This is a genomic window from Stenotrophomonas sp. HITSZ_GD (assembly GCF_029543105.1).
In the GTDB taxonomy this organism is placed as follows: Bacteria; Pseudomonadota; Gammaproteobacteria; order Xanthomonadales; family Xanthomonadaceae; genus Stenotrophomonas_A.
This window is the reverse complement of the sequence record NZ_JARQXB010000004.1, coordinates 26,688-44,299: the sequence shown is the minus strand read 5'-3', so window position 1 is coordinate 44,299 and position 17,612 is coordinate 26,688. Positions and strand designations below refer to the sequence as shown.

General features: G+C 68.6%; 15 protein-coding genes and 1 pseudogene. 6 read left to right on the top strand and 10 right to left on the bottom strand.

Annotated features, from left to right (window positions below; all coding sequences use genetic code 11):
* The first annotated feature begins 95 nt into the window (after positions 1 to 95).
* Positions 96 to 1,130, top strand: a complete 1,035-nt coding sequence (tdh, locus tag P6166_RS05410) for an L-threonine 3-dehydrogenase (protein ID WP_277763478.1) — start codon at positions 96 to 98, stop codon at positions 1,128 to 1,130.
* 601 nt (positions 1,131 to 1,731) lie between these two features.
* Here tdh and P6166_RS05405 read toward each other — a convergent pair.
* The 6 genes from P6166_RS05405 to P6166_RS05380 form a co-directional block, all read right to left on the bottom strand.
* Positions 1,732 to 2,448: a TorF family putative porin gene (locus P6166_RS05405; protein WP_277763477.1), complete on the bottom strand. Its 717-nt coding sequence runs from the start codon at positions 2,446 to 2,448 to the stop codon at positions 1,732 to 1,734.
* Between the two features lie 174 nt (positions 2,449 to 2,622).
* Positions 2,623 to 3,654, bottom strand: a complete 1,032-nt coding sequence (locus tag P6166_RS05400) for a sulfate/molybdate ABC transporter ATP-binding protein (RefSeq protein WP_277763476.1) — start codon at positions 3,652 to 3,654, stop codon at positions 2,623 to 2,625.
* Positions 3,655 to 3,661: 7 nt separating this feature from the next.
* The gene (cysW, locus tag P6166_RS05395; RefSeq protein ID WP_277763703.1) at positions 3,662 to 4,570 is read right to left on the bottom strand and encodes a sulfate ABC transporter permease subunit CysW; all 909 of its coding nucleotides are present in this window, start codon (positions 4,568 to 4,570) and stop codon (positions 3,662 to 3,664) included.
* 57 nt (positions 4,571 to 4,627) lie between these two features.
* Complete coding sequence (gene cysT / locus P6166_RS05390; protein ID WP_277763475.1) at positions 4,628 to 5,479, bottom strand: sulfate ABC transporter permease subunit CysT; 852 nt, start codon at positions 5,477 to 5,479, stop codon at positions 4,628 to 4,630.
* A 3-nt stretch (positions 5,480 to 5,482) separates the two neighbouring features.
* Positions 5,483 to 6,505 (bottom strand): sulfate ABC transporter substrate-binding protein, encoded by a 1,023-nt coding sequence (locus P6166_RS05385; protein ID WP_277763702.1) that lies wholly within the window; start codon positions 6,503 to 6,505, stop codon positions 5,483 to 5,485.
* Between the two features lie 26 nt (positions 6,506 to 6,531).
* Positions 6,532 to 7,896, bottom strand: coding sequence for a porin (locus P6166_RS05380; protein ID WP_277763701.1), 1,365 nt, complete (start codon positions 7,894 to 7,896; stop codon positions 6,532 to 6,534).
* Between the two features lie 264 nt (positions 7,897 to 8,160).
* Here P6166_RS05380 and kbl point away from each other — a divergent pair, with 264 nt between their 5' ends.
* Positions 8,161 to 9,363, top strand: coding sequence for a glycine C-acetyltransferase (gene kbl, locus P6166_RS05375; protein ID WP_277763474.1), 1,203 nt, complete (start codon positions 8,161 to 8,163; stop codon positions 9,361 to 9,363).
* A 270-nt stretch (positions 9,364 to 9,633) separates the two neighbouring features.
* Here kbl and P6166_RS05370 read toward each other — a convergent pair.
* The 4 genes and pseudogenes from P6166_RS05370 to P6166_RS05355 all read right to left on the bottom strand — a co-directional run.
* Positions 9,634 to 9,858, bottom strand: a pseudogene (locus P6166_RS05370) (hypothetical protein); the annotation flags it as partial.
* Positions 9,859 to 10,006: 148 nt separating this feature from the next.
* Complete coding sequence (locus P6166_RS05365; protein ID WP_277763473.1) at positions 10,007 to 10,795, bottom strand: pseudouridine synthase; 789 nt, start codon at positions 10,793 to 10,795, stop codon at positions 10,007 to 10,009.
* Positions 10,796 to 10,808: 13 nt separating this feature from the next.
* Positions 10,809 to 11,309: a hypothetical protein gene (locus tag P6166_RS05360; protein ID WP_277763472.1), complete on the bottom strand. Its 501-nt coding sequence runs from the start codon at positions 11,307 to 11,309 to the stop codon at positions 10,809 to 10,811.
* Between the two features lie 191 nt (positions 11,310 to 11,500).
* A complete protein-coding gene (locus tag P6166_RS05355) occupies positions 11,501 to 12,583 on the bottom strand; it encodes an OmpA family protein (RefSeq protein ID WP_277763471.1) in 1,083 nt (360 codons plus the stop codon).
* 360 nt (positions 12,584 to 12,943) lie between these two features.
* Here P6166_RS05355 and P6166_RS05350 point away from each other — a divergent pair, with 360 nt between their 5' ends.
* The 4 genes from P6166_RS05350 to P6166_RS05335 all read left to right on the top strand — a co-directional run bounded on the left by P6166_RS05350 (position 12,944) and on the right by P6166_RS05335 (position 17,593).
* Positions 12,944 to 13,966, top strand: coding sequence for a zinc-binding alcohol dehydrogenase family protein (locus tag P6166_RS05350; protein WP_277763470.1), 1,023 nt, complete (start codon positions 12,944 to 12,946; stop codon positions 13,964 to 13,966).
* Positions 13,967 to 14,054: 88 nt separating this feature from the next.
* A complete protein-coding gene (locus P6166_RS05345) occupies positions 14,055 to 16,094 on the top strand; it encodes an NADPH-dependent 2,4-dienoyl-CoA reductase (protein ID WP_277763700.1) in 2,040 nt (679 codons plus the stop codon).
* A gap of 321 nt (positions 16,095 to 16,415) precedes the next feature.
* Complete coding sequence (locus P6166_RS05340; protein WP_277763469.1) at positions 16,416 to 16,874, top strand: cell wall hydrolase; 459 nt, start codon at positions 16,416 to 16,418, stop codon at positions 16,872 to 16,874.
* A gap of 107 nt (positions 16,875 to 16,981) precedes the next feature.
* A complete protein-coding gene (locus P6166_RS05335; RefSeq protein ID WP_277763468.1) occupies positions 16,982 to 17,593 on the top strand; it encodes a glutathione S-transferase N-terminal domain-containing protein in 612 nt (203 codons plus the stop codon).
* Positions 17,594 to 17,612 lie beyond the last annotated feature (19 nt).

Here is a 17,612-nt window from a genome sequence, read left to right as displayed (position 1 = left end):
CGGGGCACTGCGGTCCCGTTCTGGCGGTGCAGCACGGGCGGCGGGGCGCGCGCCCTTATAATTCGCGCCTCTCTTTCCCACGGGTTTCAGCGGCAATGACGCAAACGATGAAGGCGCTGGTCAAGCGCGAAGCGGCCAAGGGCATCTGGCTGGAGAACGTGCCGGTGCCGGTGCCCGGCCCCAACGAGGTGCTGATCAAGCTGGAGAAGACCGCCATCTGCGGCACCGACCTGCACATCTACCTGTGGGACGAGTGGAGCCAGCGCACGATCAAGCCGGGCCTGACGATCGGCCACGAGTTCGTGGGCCGCATCGCCGAGCTGGGTTCGGCGGTGACCGGCTACCAGGTGGGCCAGCGGGTGTCGGCCGAGGGCCACATCGTGTGTGGCCACTGCCGCAACTGCCGCGGCGGCCGTCCGCACCTGTGCCCGAACACGGTGGGCATCGGCGTGAACGTCAACGGTGCGTTCGCCGAGTACATGGTGATGCCGGCCTCGAACCTGTGGCCGATCCCGGACCAGATCCCGTCGGAGCTGGCGGCGTTCTTCGATCCGTACGGCAACGCGGCGCATTGCGCGCTGGAATTCGACGTGGTGGGCGAGGACGTGCTGATCACCGGCGCGGGCCCGATCGGCATCATCGCGGCGGGCATCTGCAAGCACATCGGCGCGCGCAACGTGGTGGTGACGGACGTCAACGATTTCCGCCTGAAGCTGGCGGCGGACATGGGCGCCACGCGGGTGGTGAACGTGTCCAACACATCGCTCAAGGACGTGATGAAGGACCTGCACATGGAGGGCTTCGACGTGGGCCTGGAAATGAGCGGCAACCCGCGTGCGTTCAACGACATGCTCGACTGCATGTACCACGGCGGCAAGATCGCGATGCTGGGCATCATGCCGAAGGGCGCGGGCTGCGACTGGGACAAGATCATCTTCAAGGGCCTGACGGTGCAGGGCATCTATGGCCGCAAGATGTACGAGACCTGGTACAAGATGACGCAGCTGGTGCTGTCGGGTTTCCCGCTGGGCAAGGTGCTCACGCACCAGTTGCCGATCGACGATTTCCAAAAGGGGTTCGACCTGATGGAGCAAGGGAAGGCTGGCAAGGTCGTTCTGAGCTGGAACTGACCTTCCGGCCCCGAACGAAGACACAAGGGTCGGCTTTGTCCGGCCCTTTTTATCGGTGCAGCGAAGAGCGAAGCATGCGGTTGTTTGATTGGCATCGCGCTTGGCGCTTCTGTTGTAGTTGCGCGGCACCCGGGGGGTATGCCCCATCGGGGGACGCCAAAAGCGACCATCCATGGTCTTGAGCTCGTAGGGCGACGTCCTGTCGCCCTACGCCCCCGATGGGGCATACCCCCCGGGCGCCCGACGATCTCCCGCATGCGCGGTACGAAGATCAAAAGCGGCAGTCGCTTTCCTCCCCATCCAAAGCGAAACCCCGCTTCCACTCACTCCCCGGCCTCGGCATCCGCACCAGCGGAGGTGTTGGCGGGCGCATGCTTTTCGATCCGGCGATGGGGTGATGGGGGGCGTCCGGGGGGAAGGCCTTGGCGGGGGCGTGTGGCGACAGGATGTCGCCTCACGAGCTCAAGACCATGGATGGTCGCTTTTGGCGTCCCCCGCCAAGGCCTTCCCCCCGGGCGCCATGCAGTAGCCACCGAACAGCCGCTCCTAAAAGAAAAGCGCCCCGAAGAACGCTTTCCCGAAGAAACCAGAAGCAACGAACTTACGGCCAGCTGACAGTAGCCACCGCCGCGATCCGGCTATCCGAGTTCTGCTTGCCGAAATCGTACTCGCCGCTGCTGTCGGTGTCGTAGTAACCCACCGTGAGGTTGAGCGGCCCCCACGTCTTGCCGACCGTCACGCTGTAGTCGGTGTAGTCCTTGTAGTCGAGGCTCGACGAATAGGTCGTGCGACCCACGTGCACGCCGATGCTGAAATCCGACGGCAGCGCCCAGTCCGCGCCCAGCGCGTAGTAGAAGCTGTCCTCGTCCAGGCCGTACACATCGTTGGTGTAAGCCACGGTCAGGCTGTAGGTGTCCAGGAAAGTCGTCTTCGTGATCAGCTCGTTGTAGTTCGACGCACCCGCACCCGGATAGTTGTAGCGGTTCACCAGCACGTCAAAGTTCCAGTTTTCCGCGAAATCGATCCCGTAGCCGATGAAGCCGTCCACTTCCCAATCCGGGTCGCCCGCACCGAAGTCCACGTTCGACGCCCACGTGCCCACGTACAACCCGATGGGCGAGGTGTACGTCAGGCCCACCTGGAAGGCCGGGTCCTCGTTGGTCTGCGAAATGCCACGGAACACATAGTCGTTGGTGACCGCGAAGGTGCCGCTGAAGCCCGACGAATCTTCCTCTTCGGCTTCCTGGGCGAAGGCGGCGGCGGACAACGAGGACAGCGCGAGCACGGCGGCGCACGCGAAAGGCAGCGACTTCTTCATACGGCACATCTCCTGTGGCGGGGTGGGCGAGGAAACTGCGGTGTCGATCCGTCTTTTACGGATTCTTAACCGAGGTTTCGTTGCAGTGCAACACCCGTGTCACTTTCGTGCCTGTTTCATCCGAAACCTTGTCCCGCCGCTGTCTTGCGGCTGTCCCGCGCACCGGCGGGAAGGTCAGGTTTCCGCCGGGAAAACCCCATAGCGACGCGCGGCCAGGTGCAGGGGCTGGCCCGCCTGGAACGAGGCGCCGCCGGCCGGCAGGTCCACTTCCACTTCCTCGGCCAGCGCATCCAGGCGCGCACGCACGCGCAACCGCGCGCCGCTGCGCTGGGTGGAGACCACGGTCGCCGGCCAACCGGCGTCTTCGAGCGCCAGGTCTTCCGGGCGCACGTATAGCGCCACATCGCCCTCGCCGCCCGACGTCCACGGCAGCCGATGTCCGGCCACCTCCACCTGCCCGCCACCGGCGCGCCCCGGCAGGCGGTTCACCTCGCCCACGAAACCGTAGACGAACGGCGATGCAGGCCGGTCGTACACCGCCGCCGGGCTGTCCAGCTGTTCGATGCGGCCCCGGTTGAGGATCGCCACGCGATCGGCCAGTTCCAGGGCCTCTTCCTGGTCGTGCGTCACGAACACCGTCGTCAGGCCCGTGCGCTCGTGCAGGTCGCGCAGCCAGCGGCGCAGGTCGCGGCGTACCTGCGCGTCCAGCGCGCCGAAAGGCTCGTCCAGCAGCAGCACACGCGGCTCGATCGCCAACGCGCGCGCCAACGCCACGCGCTGGCGCTGGCCGCCCGACAGCTGCGCCGGATAGCGGCTCTCCAGCCCCTGCAGCTGCACCAGCGAGAGCAGTTCGCGCACCCGCTCGGCGATGCGCTGCTTGGGCCAGAGTGCCTCGCCCCGGCGCACGCGCAGGCCGAAGGCGATGTTGTCGAACACGCTCATGTGCTTGAACAACGCATAGTGCTGGAACACGAAGCCGACCCGGCGCGACTGCACGCTCATCCGCGTCGCGTCCTCGTTGCCGAAGAACACCTGGCCGCCATCGGCACTCTCCAATCCGGCGATGATCCGCAGCAACGTCGTCTTGCCCGAGCCCGACGGCCCGAGCAGGGCCAGCAGCTCGCCCTGGTGGATGTCCAGGTCGATGCCGTCCAGGGCGGCGAACTGGTCGAAACGCTTGTGCAGGTGTTGGATGCGGATGCCCATGCTCGCCTCAGTGACGGTGGTTGGACGCCAGCGATTCGCCATGGCGCCACTCCAAGTAGGACTTCAGCGCCAGCGTGACCAGCGCGCTCAGGGCCAGCAGCGCGGCGCAGGCGAACGCGGCGCTGTAGGCGTATTCGTTGTAGAGGATCTCCACGTGCAGCGGCAGCGTGTTGGTGCGCCCGCGGATATGCCCGGACACCACCGACACCGCGCCGAACTCGCCCATCGCGCGCGCGCCGCACAGCAGCACGCCGTACAGCAGGCCCCAACGGATATTGGGCAGCGTGACGCGCCAGAACATCTGCCAGCCGCCGGCGCCCAGGCTCAGCGCAGCCAGTTCCTCGTCGCTGCCCTGTTGTTCCATCAGCGGCATCAGCTCGCGGGCGATGAACGGGAAGGTGACGAAGGTCGTCGCCAGCACGATGCCCGGCACCGCGAACACGATCTTCGGCAGCTGGACCAAGGTCTCGCCGACGATCGGCAACTGCACCAGCCACCCCTCGTCGATCAGCGGCCACGCCCAGCCATTGCGGCCGAAGATCAGCACGAAGATCAGGCCGGCCACGACCGGCGAAACGGAGAACGGCAGGTCGATCAGGCTCACCAGCAGGCGCTTGCCAGGGAAACGGTGCTTGCTCACCAGCCAGGCGGCGGCCACGCCGAACACCAGGTTCAGCGGCACCACGATGGCGGTGACCACGAGGGTCAGGCGGATCGCCGCCAGCGCGTCCGCATCGCTGATCGCCTTCCAGAACACGCCCAGCCCGCCGCGCAGCGCCTCGGCGAACACCAGCACCAGCGGCAGCAGCAGGAAGCCGAGCAGGAACAGCAGGGCGCCGGCGATCAGCAGGGCGCGCACCCACGCCGGCTCGCTGGTGGCACGGGCGACGACATCGCGGGTGCGGCGCACCGGCATGGCGGACTCCTGCAGCGGAACGGGAAGGTCGGAGGCGATCTGGTTCATCCTGCCCTACTACCGGCCCTTGCGCTGCATCCAGCCCTGCAGCCCGTTCAGCAGCAACAGCACCACGAACGAGAGCAGCAGCATCGCCGCGGCGATTGCGGTCGCCCCGGCGTAATCGAATTCTTCCAGGCGGATGGTGATCAGCAACGGCGCGATCTCCGTCGCGTTGGGCAGGTTGCCCGCGATGAAGATCACCGAACCGTATTCGCCCACGCCGCGCGCGAACGCCAGCGCGAAGCCGGTCAGCACCGCCGGCCACAACGCCGGCAGCACCACGCCGAACACCGTCTGCCAGCGGCCGGCGCCGAGCGTGGCGGCAGCCTCTTCCAGTTCCTTCTCGGTTTCCGCCAGCACCGGCTGCACCACGCGCACCACGAACGGCAGGCCCACGAACACCAGCGCCACCGTGATGCCCAGCGTCGTATAGGCGACCTTGATGCCCAGCGGTTCCAGGAAGCGGCCGATCCAGCCATTGCCGCCGTACAGCGCGGTCAGCGCGATGCCCGCCACGGCGGTGGGCAACGCGAACGGCAGGTCGATCATGGCGTCGAACAGGCGCTTGCCGGGAAAGCGGTAGCGCACGAGCACCCAGGCCACCCAGGTGCCCATCAGCGCATTGAACGCCGCCGCCGCCAGCGCGGTGCCGAAACTGACGCGCAACGCGGAAAGCACGCGCGGCTCGGTCCAGGCCTGCCAGATGCCGGCCCAGCCGAGCCCGCTGGTCTTCACGAACACGCCTACCAAGGGGATCAGCACGATCAGCCCCAGCCAGACGAACGTGATCCCCAGGCTCAGTCCGAACCCGGGGATCACCCGGCGCCGCGGCGCGGGCCGCGGCGTGGAGACGGCAGGTACCGCCATCGGCTACTTGCTCGCCTGGATCTGGTCGAACAGGCCGCCGTCGGCGAAGTGCTCGGCCTGCGCCTTCTCCCAGCCGCCGAACGCGGTCTGGATCGTCACCAGTTCCACCTTCGGGAAGCGCGCGACGTCGGCCGGGTCGGCGAACTCGGGATGGCGCGGACGGTAGTAATGCTTGGCCGCGATCTTCTGGCCCTCCGGCGAGTACAGGTATTTCAGGTACGCCTCGGCGACCTCGCGGGTGCCGTGCTTGTCGACGTTCTTGTCCACCACCGCCACCGGCGGCTCGGCCAGGATCGACAGCTTCGGCACCACGATCTCGAACTTGTCCGGCCCCAGTTCCTCCTGCGCCAGGAAAGCCTCGTTCTCCCAGGCCAGCAGCACGTCGCCGATACCGCGCTGCACGAACGTGGTGGTCGCGCCGCGCGCGCCGGTGTCGAGCACCGGCACGTTGCGGAACAGCGCGCGCATGTAGTTCAACGTGCGCTCGCGGTCGCCCTTGAAGATGCGGTCGGCGTAGGCCCAGGCGGCGAGGTAGTTCCAGCGCGCGCCGCCGGAGGTCTTCGGGTTCGGCGTCACCACCGACACGCCCGAGCGCAGCAGGTCCGGCCAGTCCTTGATGTTCTTCGGATTGCCCTTGCGCACCAGGAACACGATGGTCGAGGTGTACGGGGCGCTGTTGTCGGGCAGGCGCTTTTCCCAGCCGGGCTGGATCAGCTTGCCCTTCTGCTCGACCGCATCCACGTCGTAGGCCAGCGCCAGCGTCACCACGTCGGCCTCGATGCCGTCGATCACCGCGCGTGCCTGCTTGCCCGAGCCGCCGTGCGAGGTTTCCACGGTGACGTTGTCGCCCTTGGTCTCCTTCCAGTGCTTCGCGAAGGCGGCGTTGTAATCCTTGTAGAGCTCGCGCGTCGGGTCGTAGGACACGTTGAGCAACTGCACGTCGCGTGCGGTGGCCGGGCCGACCAGCGCCACGGTGAGCAGCGCCGCGAGCAGTGGGGTGGCCCAGCGGGCCGTGGTCGTCTTGATTGTCTTCACCGGATTGTTCTCCATGGTCAGAAGGCCACCTGGAGGCGGGAGATCACCGCCTTCTCGTCTTCGCGGTCGCCGCCGTTGAGCGCGCCACCGTCGAAACGCGTCTGCGAATAATTGAATACCAGCTTGAGATTGCTGGTGAGGTACCAGTTGACGCCGAACGTCCACGCCTCGACGCGGCGCGCCGCCACATCGGCACTGGCGAACAGCGGGAACGCGGCGTCGTCCACTTCCAGTACACCATACCGGCCCACCACTTCCCATGCACCCCATCCACCGTTCTTGCCGAACGGGTTGGAAGGCTTCGTCACGCCACGATAACTTGCGTCCTCGCCCGTCAGCACATAGCTCGCGGTTGCCTGCCACGCCTTGTTTTCCAGGTCCGCCCGGTTGGCACCGAGTGCGACCTCTTGTCGCGACACGATGTACTCGCCGAGCAGGCCGAAGGCGTTGTGGTAGTAGTAGCCCTGCGGCGACCAGCGCAAGTTGCGTCCGTCGGCGGCCGCCGTGCTGCGGTAGTTGAAGAACTGCACCTGGCCCGGCGTGCGGTAGCGCGGCAGGAAGTTGTTGCCCACGCCCTGCTTGTCGCCGACGCTGGCGCCGATACCGAAGCCCAGGCCGGACCACGCACTGGCGTCGTTCTTGAACGGCTCGAAGAACACGCGGCCGGCATATTCGAACTCGTTGTCCGGATTGCTGGTGACCGCGTCGCGGCCGTCGACGGTGCCGTTGTAGATGCCCGCCGCGTAGCTGAAGGTGCCGCCGGCCACTTCGCCCTGTAGCTGCACGCCGATGTCGCGGTTCGGCGCCAGTTCGCTGGGCAGCGCGCGCTCGGTGTCGGCCAGCGCGGCGGAGGATTGCAGGCGTTCCAGGCCCACTGGCGAGGTGAACTTGCCCACGCGCAGCGTGTAGGCCGGATCGAAACGCACGTCGAAATAGGCATCGACGATGCTGGCGCTGTCGCCGGCGAACTCCGGCGTGAAGCGGAAGGCGAGCAGCTTGCCCAGCGAGCCTTCGATGATCGGCCGCGCGGTACGGATGAGGAAGGTGTCGTTCTGCGGCACGGCGTCGTCGCCGATGTAGAAGCGGCCATCGCCTTGCAGCAGGCCGCGCAGGCGGATCTCGTAGGCGCCGTCGGCGGACTTGAGCGAGGCGCCCTTGTCGTTGACCGCCACCACCGGGGTCTCCTTGGCCTTGGCCACGCGCTCCTCGTCCTGGATCTCCAGCTTGCGTTCGATCACCCGCAGCCGCTGGTCCAGGTCGGCCAGCCCTTCGCCGGCCGGCGCCTCGGCGGGCGCCGCGCCCAGGCGCCGCTCCAGCGCTTCCAGGCGGCGTTGCAGTTCTTCCACCGTGGGCTGCTGGGCCGCCTGCGCCCAGCCGGGCACGGCCGCCAACGCACAGGCCAGCGCCAGCCCCGTCCTGCGCCCCCAACGCTTCGCACCTGCGCCTGCCTGTGTTGCGTGCATTCCCCGTCTCTCCGGTAGGCGGGCGAAGCCCCCTTCGCCCATGGAGCGACGATGCTGCAACCGCACATGGAGGCGGGGAAATGACCAAACACGCGGCGCTTATAGCCATTGCGAATGAGGCGCCGGGCCGGCCAGGGCGGGCAGGGTAAAATCGGCGCTTTCCGCCTTGCCAAAGCCCCCGCCATGACCGACGCCTCCCTGACCCAGCACTACGCCGAGGAACTCGATTCCATCCGCGCGCAGGGCCTGTTCAAGTCCGAACGCATCATCACCAGCCCGCAATCGGCGCAGATCACCCTGGCCGACGGCCGCACGGTGCTGAACTTCTGCGCCAACAATTACCTCGGACTGGCCGACCACCCGGAAGTGATTCAGGCCGCCAAGGATGCGTTGGACACGCATGGCTTCGGCATGGCGTCGGTGCGCTTCATCTGCGGCACGCAGGACCTGCACAAGCAGCTGGAAAAGACCATCGCCGATTTCTTCGGCACCGAGGACACCATCCTCTACGCGGCCTGTTTCGACGCCAACGGCGGCCTGTTCGAGCCGCTGCTGGGCGAGCACGACGCGATCATCTCCGACGCGCTCAACCATGCCTCGATCATCGACGGCGTGCGCCTGTGCAAGGCCAAGCGCTTCCGCTACGCCAACTGCGACATGGCCGACCTGGAAGCGCAACTGCAGGCCGCCGATGCGGCCGGCTGCAAGACCAAGCTGATCACCACCGACGGCGTGTTCTCGATGGATGGCTTCATCGCGCCGCTGGACGAGATCACCGCGCTGGCGAAGAAGTACAACGCGCTGGTCCACATCGACGAATGCCACGCGACCGGCTTCCTCGGCGCGACCGGGCGCGGCTCGGCCGAGGTCAAGGGCGTGCTGGACAAGATCGACATCTTCACCGGCACGCTGGGCAAGGCCATGGGCGGCGCGCTGGGCGGCTTCACCACCGCGAAGAAGGAAGTGATCGAGCTGCTGCGCCAGCGCTCGCGTCCCTACCTGTTCTCCAACTCGCTGCCGCCGCACGTGGTGGCGGCCGGCATCAAGGCGTTCGAGATGCTGGAAGCGGCCGGCGACCTGCGCGAGCAACTGGTGGAGAACACCGCCTACTTCCGCGAGAAGATGGTGGCCGCCGGTTTCGACGTGAAGCCCGGCGTGCATCCGATCAGCGCGGTGATGCTGTACGACGCACCGCTGGCGCAGCGCTTCGCGCAGCGCCTGCTGGAGGAAGGCATCTACGCGATCGGCTTCTTCTTCCCCGTGGTGCCCAAGGGCCAGGCGCGCATCCGCACGCAGATCAGCGCCGCGCATAGCCGCGCGCAGCTGGACCAGGCGATCGACGCGTTCACCCGCATCGGCCGCGAACTGGGTGTGTTGAAGGACTGATCGAACCGGCGGGGCTCAGCCCTCGCCGCTGCCCTGCCTGGCCGGCGCGCGCGCCTGGGAGACTTCCTTGGCCGCCGGCTTGGGAGGCGCTTTTGCCTTCGGCTTGGCCTGGGCGACGGCCGCCGGGCGCGGCGGTGTGGCTGTCTTCGCCACGGGCGGCCTGGGCTGCGTGGCCTGCTTCGCCGGCGCGGTGGCGCGCGCGGCCGCCTGGCCGGACGAGGGCTTCGCCCGCGCCACGGCACGGGCCGGCGCGGCCTTCGCCGGCGCGCCCTTGGCCACGCGGATGCCGCGCGCCTTCATCCACGCATCGAACTCGTCGGCGCTCATGCGCCGGCCGTTCTGGGTCATGTTGAACCGGTAGGCGCCGGTGGCATCGCGCTCGCCGGCAGGCGGCACGGGCGTGGCGGCGGCCTGCGGCGCCGGGCGATGCGTGGCGCAGGCGGTCAACAGCAACAGGCCCGCGAAGGCGAGCGGTCGGACGGCGCACGGCCGCATAGCGATTCCCCACATGGTCGTCTCTCCCCAGAGATGACCGCAGTGTAGGCCGGCCCCGGCCGCCGCGGCGGCCACGATGCCGATCTGCCCGGATGGCGCACGCGGCAAGCGTGACGGCGCGCGCAGGTCGCGCCGGGTTGCACGCCACTCACTCGACCAGCGCGCGCCACTCCGGCTCGCTCAGCGCGCGCCAGGCGCCCTTGGCGAGGTCGCCCAGGGCCAGCGTGCCGATGCCTACGCGCACCAGCCGCAGCACGCCGATGTCCTGGGCGGCGAGCAGGCGGCGGATCTGCCGGTTGCGGCCTTCGTCGAGCACCACTTCCAGCCAGGCGTTGCGTTCGCCCTGGCGCAGCACCTCGATGCGGCGGGCGCGCAGCACCTCGCCGCCCTCCTCCACTCCGTCGCGCATGGCCTGCAGTTGCGCGGGCGTGGGGAGTTGGTCGACCTGCACGTGGTAGGTCTTGTCCGGGCCGCGCGCGGGGTCGGTGATCGCCGCCGCCCATTGCGGATCGTTGCTGAAAAGCAGCAGGCCTTCGCTGGCCTTGTCCAGCCGCCCGACCGGCGCCAGCCAGGGCAGGCCGGCGCCATCGAAGCAGCGGTAGACGGTGTCGCGCCCTTGCTCGTCGCGCGCGGTGGTCACCAGCCCGCGCGGCTTGTTGAGCATCAGGTAGTGCCGCGCGGGGCCCTGCAGGGGTTGGCCATCGACGTGGAGGCGCGCGGCCAGGTCAGGCGATTGCGGCAGCGGAAACTCGGGGTCGCGGACGATGCGGCCATCGACCCGCACGCGGCCCTCGGCGATCCAGCGCGCCGCTTCGCTGCGCGAGCACACGCCCAGCTTGGACAACGTGCGCGCCAGGCCGTGGCGCGGGGCCGCGACGTCGCCGCGGCCGGGAGGGCGAGGCCGGGAAGCCGGCGGCGGGCGCCGGTTCGCGGCCATGCGGTGAGCGGCCTTACTTCGACTCGGCCGGCTTGGTGTCCGCGGCCGGTGCGGCGGCGGCGGGGGCAGCCGGGCGCGCCTTGACCACGCGCACGCCGCGCGCCTTCATCCAGGCGTCGAATTCCTCGGCGGTCATGCGCTTGCCGTCCTGGCTCATGTTGAAGCGCCACGGGGTGTTGTCGAACGCGGTCTGCGGCTTGTAGGCGGCCGGGTCGTTCGGATTGGCGGGGCTGCCGGCCGGCAGGGCCTTGCTGATGTCCTGGCAGCCTTCCACGCGCAGGCGCAGCAGCACGCGGTCCACCGACTGGTCGGCGCTGAAGGGCTGCGCGAGCACGCCGGACGGCATGCCGAGCTGGCCATTGCGAGTAAACAGTTCCGAGGCGGCCGGCGCTATCACCGTGGCCGGCAGCGGCAGCGGTGCGGCGGCCGGCGAGGGCCCGCAGTTGGTCGCGGCATGGGCGGCGGGAACGAGGGCGAGACCGATCAGTCCGGCCAAGGCAGCGATACGCAGCATCGGAATTCCGTGGGGTGGGTGACGCGGCGAGTGTAGGCAGCGCGGACGGGGCTTTCAACCGCTGCGAGCGTGCGCGGGTGCGCGATTCGCCATTCACGCGGCAAATTTTTTTCGCGACGCCGCCGCGGGCATCGGCGCAAAAACAAAGCCCGGCTTTCGCCGGGCTTTGCGTGAGACGTGAAGCGTCCGGATTAGTTCTGGACGTTCAGCTCGGTACGACGGTTCTTCTCGCTCTTACAGGCCGGGAAGGTATCCGGGGTCGACTCCAGCGGACGGCTCTCGCCGTAACCGATCGGACCCTGCAGGCGACCGGCGTCAACGCCGTTCTGGGTCAGATAGTTGTACACCGCGGTCGCACGACGCTCCGACAGCTTCTGGTTGTAGTCCGGCTTGCCGCACAGGTCGGTGTGGCCGGCCACTTCCACGCGCAGATCCGGGTAACGCTTCAGAATCTCGGTAGCCTCGCTCAGGATCGCCACGGCGTCCGGACGCAGGTTCGACTTGTCGAAGTCGAAGTTCACGCCCTTCAGGTCGATGGAGACCGGAACCGGGCAACCATCCGGACCGATGGTCTGGCCGGGCTGCGAGTTCGGGCACTTGTCGTCACAGTTGTTGACGCCGTCGCCGTCGTCGTCCAGGTCGGCGCAGCTCGGCGCGACCGGGGCCGGCGGCACGGCAGCGGCCGGCGGCGGGCCCAGCGGGATCACGACGCCGACCGAAGCCAGCACGTCACCGAACCAGCTCTCGTCCGGAGCGGCGATCGACTGGTCGTCGAAGTCGCCACGGTAGGCCACTTCGGCACGCACGGCGACGCGCTTGTCGAAGGTGGTCTGCAGGCCGACGCCGACCTTGGCGGCGAACTCGCCGTCCTTGCGCTGGCCGGGGGAGTTCGGGTTCGGGAACGCGTCGTACTCTTCCTCGGTCTTCTGGTAGCCCACGCCGAACAGCAGGTACGGGTTCCAGCCACGGCCTTCCTGGATGAAGTGGCGGCGCAGGTCGAACGAGATGCCGTACTGGCTCCAGTTCAGATCCTGGTTGGCGTCGAAGTTCGGGTTCTGATAGTTCAGTTCACCGTCGATCGACCAGTTCGGGCTGACGAACTTGCCCAGGCCCAGAGTGACGAACGGAGCATCATTGGTGGTGCGGTCGCTGTCCTGGAAGTTGAAGCCTGCCGAACCTGTCAGGTACCAGCGATCATCAAACTCCTGCGCGGAGGCAGCCTGGGCAACGGCCAGACCGCCCAGCAACGCGGCAGTGAGGATTTTCTTGTTCATGAATACAGCTCCTTGTTTCGGGGGTATAAAACCGATAGAGGCATGGTTCAGTTCAGATGTCTCGTCACATCCAGACGGCCGTTCCGCACGCCATCGCGGCGCAGATTAAGCTCGCTTAAGTGAAGACCGCGTTAACGGTCATATAACAAGTGGGCCTTCCCCGAAGGGCGGAAAACCCACTGGATCCTACGTATACAGCTTCATGAAAGGCTGCGCCAGATTATCCGCGCGGGCAGTGTGAAAAATCATCTCGACGATTTTTCCACCTGCCGGGCCGGCGTGACCGCAGCACCGCCGAGCGGTTAGGTTTGGGGTTCCGGCGGGCGCGTGCGCCCGCTTCGTCCAGGCCCTGGAGGTGCCATGAAAGCCGTTGCCCTGACCCGGTATCTGCCCATCGACGACCCGCACTCGCTGGAAGACGTCACCCTCCCCGCCCCGCCGCCGCCGACCGGCCACGACCTGCTCGTGCGCGTGCTGGCGGTGTCGGTCAATCCCGTCGACACCAAGGTGCGCGCGCCCAAGCCGCAGGTGGAAACACAGCCGAAGGTGCTTGGCTACGACGCGGCCGGCGTGGTGGAGGCCGTCGGCCCGGACGTGACCGCTTTCGCCCCCGGCGATGCGGTGTATTACGCCGGCGACATCACGCGCCCCGGCGCCAATGCGCAGTTCCACTGCGTGGACGAGCGCATCGTCGGGCGCAAGCCCGATACGCTGGATTTCGCGCAGTCCGTCGCGCTGCCGCTGACCACGCTCACCGCGTGGGAGCTGTTGTTCGAGCGGATGCCTTACCGTTTCGACGATGCGCACAACCGCGGCCGGCGGCTGCTGGTGATCGCCGGTGCCGGCGGCGTGGGCTCGATCGCGATCCAGTTGGCGCGGCATGCCGGCTTCGAGGTGATCGCCACGGCCTCGCGCGAACAGACGGTGGATTGGTGCCGCGAGATGGGCGCGCACCACGTCATCGACCATCGCCGGGAACTGGCGCCGCAGCTGCGCGCGCTCGGCATCGAGCAGGTGGATGCGGCGATCAACCTCGCCGACACCGACCGCTATTGGGATGCGCTGGGCGAGCTGGTCGCGCCGCAGGGGCACGTGGGCCTGATCGTCGAACCGAGTGGTGCGCTGCGCATCGGCGACCCGTACAAGGCCAAGTGCATCGGCATCCATTGGGAAATGATGTTTGCCCGCGCGCGCTTCCGCACCGCCGACATGATTGAGCAGCACCGCATCCTCGGCCGCGTCGGCAGCCTGGTCGATGCCGGCGAGCTGCGCACCACGCTCACCGAGGTGCTGGGCCCGATCAACGCGGCCAACCTGCGCGAGGCGCACCGGCGGCTGGAGTCCGGCCGCACGATCGGCAAATTGGCGCTGGCGGGCTGGTAGCCACCCTGCCCGGCCGCCGAGGCGGCCGGGCTTTGCGAACGCGTGCCGATCCCCGACAATGGGGGCATCCGTACGCCAGCGTATCCATATGCCCGCCGACACGCCCGTTTCCGCCCCCGCCTACCCGCACCTGTTCTCGCCGCTGGACCTGGGCTTCACCCGCCTGCGCAACCGCGTGCTGATGGGCTCGATGCATACCGGCCTGGAAGACCGCGCCCGCGACTTCCCGCGCCTGGCCGCCTATTTCGCCGAACGCGCCGCTGGCGGCGTGGGGCTGATCGTCACCGGAGGCTTCGCGCCGAACGTGGTCGGCTGGCTCAAGCCGTTCGGCGGCAAGTTGTCCTGGCCCTGGGAAGGCCGCCCGCATCGCCAGCTCACCCGCGCGGTGCACGCGCACGACGCGAAGATCTGCCTGCAGCTGCTGCATGCCGGCCGCTACGCCTACCACCCGCTGCAGGTCGCGCCCTCGAAGCTGAAAGCGCCGATCAATCCGTTCACGCCGCGCGCGTTGTCGGCGCGCGGGGTGGAGCGGCAGATCAACGCCTACGCCCGTGCCGCGCGGATGGCGCGCGAGGCCGGCTATGACGGCGTGGAGGTGATGGGCTCGGAGGGCTACCTCATCAACGAGTTCACCGCGCCGCGCACCAATCGTCGCGAAGACGCCTGGGGCGGCGACGCGGCACGGCGCATGCGCTTCGCGGTGGAGATCGTGCGGCGCATCCGCGAGGCGTGCGGGCCGGACTTCATCATCATCTACCGCCTGTCGCTGGTGGACCTCGTCGAGGAAGGCAACCAATGGGAGGAGATCGTCGCCCAGGCCAAGGCCGTGGAAGCGGCCGGCGCGACGATCATCAATTCCGGCATCGGCTGGCACGAAGCGCGCGTGCCGACCATCGCCACCTCGGTGCCGCGCGCGGCCTTCGCCGGGGTCACCGCCAAGCTCAAGCCCGAGGTGGGCGTGCCGGTGGTGGCGACCAACCGCATCAACATGCCCGACGTGGCCGAGCGCATCCTGGCCAGCGGCGGCGCGGACATGGTGTCGCTGGCACGCCCGCTGCTCGCCGACCCGGAGTGGGCGAACAAGGCGCGCAGCGGCCGCGCGCAGGCGATCAATACCTGCATTGCGTGCAACCAGGCGTGCCTGGACCACGTGTTCGAGAACAAGCTGGCCAGTTGCCTGGTCAATCCGCGCGCCGCGCACGAGACCGAACTGAACTACCTGCCGGTGGCGCAAGCGCGCCGCATCGCGGTGGTCGGCGCGGGCCCGGCCGGTCTGGCCTGCGCCACGGTGGCCGCGCGCCGCGGGCACCGGGTGACGCTGTTCGACGCCGCGCCTGAGATCGGTGGCCAGTTCAACGTGGCCAAGCGCATCCCGGGCAAAGAGGAATTCCACGAGACGCTGCGCTACTTCGGCCATGAGCTGCAGGCCACCGGCGTGGAGCAGCGGCTCGGCGCGGCGGTGGACGCCGCCGAGCTGTCGGGCTACGACGAGGTCGTGCTCGCCACCGGCATCACGCCGCGCGGGGTGGATTTCCCCGGCGCCGACCACCCCAAGGTCGTCACCTACCTCGACGTGCTGCTCGGGCGCGTGGCGGTGGGCGAGAAGGTGGCCATCATCGGCGCGGGCGGCATCGGCTTCGATGTCGGCGAGTTCCTGGTCCATGACGGCCCATCGCCTTCGCTGGAGGCCGGCCGCTGGATGGCCGAATGGGGCGTGGACCCCACCTTCGAGGCCCGCGGCGCGCTGCTGCCGCCGCGGCCCGAGGCCCCGGCCCGCGAGGTGTGGCTGTTGCAGCGCAGCCCGGGGCGTCCCGGCGCGCGCCTGGGCAAGACCACCGGCTGGATCCACCGGGCCACGCTGAAAGCCAAGCGCGTGAAGATGCTCGGCGGCGTCGAGTACCTGGGCGTGGACGATGAAGGCCTGCACATCCGCATCGATGGCCAGGAACAGACCCTGCCGGTCGATCACGTGGTGATCTGCGCTGGCCAGGAGCCGCGCCGCGACCTGCTGGCGCCGCTGCAGGCCGCGGGTGCTTCGGTGCACGTGATCGGCGGCGCCGACGTGGCCGCCGAACTGGACGCCAAGCGCGCCATCGACCAGGGCAGCCGGCTCGCCGCGGCCCTCTGATCGCCCCACGCGCGGCGGCCGCGAGGGCTGCCGCGCCTTGCGAACGGGCGCCGCGGTGCCCGTTTCGGGCAGTCCACGGGCCCCGCCCGGACCCCGGATGTCAAGCTGACGCATTCACGCGGCGTTGCGTGATGGCCGTCTACCTTGCGCGCACTTTCGGGCCGCCCCCAGTTCGGCGGCCCCCCCGGCCTCCTCACATTCCGGCCGGAACTCGGGCGGCCCGTCTGGCCGCCTCCCCATGACGCCAAGTCGTGACCCGCCTGCCTCCGCCTCTGCGTTGGAGGAGAAGCCGGTGCCGACCCATACGGAGCAAGGAGTCTCATGAAACTGGCCTGGATTCTCTGGCTGTCGCAGCTACTGCCGCAGCCGGCCGCCGATTCGCTGTGCCTGAGCACCACCGTGTACCTGGAAGCCCGCGACCAGACCCTTCGCGGCCAGCAGGCCGTCGCCGAGGTCGCCCTGCGCCGTCTCGACAGCGGCCTGTGGGGCGATTCGATGTGCGAGGTGGTCACCGCGCGCAAGCAGTTCGCCCCGACGCTGGTCGCCCCCGGTACCGAGCTGAAGAACAACGAGGCCTGGAACAAGGCCGTCGATGTGGCCTTCGCCGCCGAGCAGAACTGGGCGCTGCCGATCGGCCAGCGCAAGGAAATCGTGCCGGGCGCCAGCCATTTCGCCGCCAGCGCGATCGCCAGCCCGAGCTGGCGCAACGCCTACCAGGTGGCGACGATCGGCGACCACACCTTCTATAGAGTGCAGAAGCTGCGCCCGCGCGCGTCCTGACGCGCGGCCAGCCCACCGGCCGGTCGCCACGCAACGTGTGCCGGCCCGGCGCTGCCATCACGCGGCGCCATGCGGATAATGCGCGGTCCATCCACCGCGGAGTTCCCATGAAGCTTTACACCAAGCCCGGCGCCTGCTCGCTGGCCGACCACATCGTGCTGCGCTGGTCGGGCCTGCCGTTCGAGCTGGAAGTGATGGACGCCGAGCGCATGAAGTCGCCGGCCTACCTCAAGCTCAACCCCGCCGGCGCCGTGCCGGTGCTGACCGTGGATGACTGGGTGCTCACCCAGAACGCCGCCATCCTGGGCTACATCGCCGATACCGCGCCGCTCTCGGGCCTGGGCGGCGACGGCACCGCCCGCGGCCGCGCGGAGATCGCCCGCTGGATCGCCTTCATCAATGCCGACCTGCACCCGGCGTTCAAGCCGATCTTCGGGGCCACCGCCTACCTGGGCGAGGAGAAGTACATCGACCTCAGCAAGCAGGACGCGCTGAAGAAGCTGCGCGGCCTGTTCGAGCGCGTGGACGCGCGCCTGCGCGAGCACGCCTGGCTGGCCGGCGAGCGCTCCGGCGCGGACGCCTACCTGTTCGTCACCCTGCGCTGGGCGCGCAAGGTGGGGGTGGACCTGTCCGGCCTGGACGCACTGGACGCGTTCTTCGCGCGCATGAGCCAGGACGCGGACGTGCAGGCCGCGCTCAAGGCCGAAGGCCTGGCCTGATCCGCGAACCGGCCCGTGT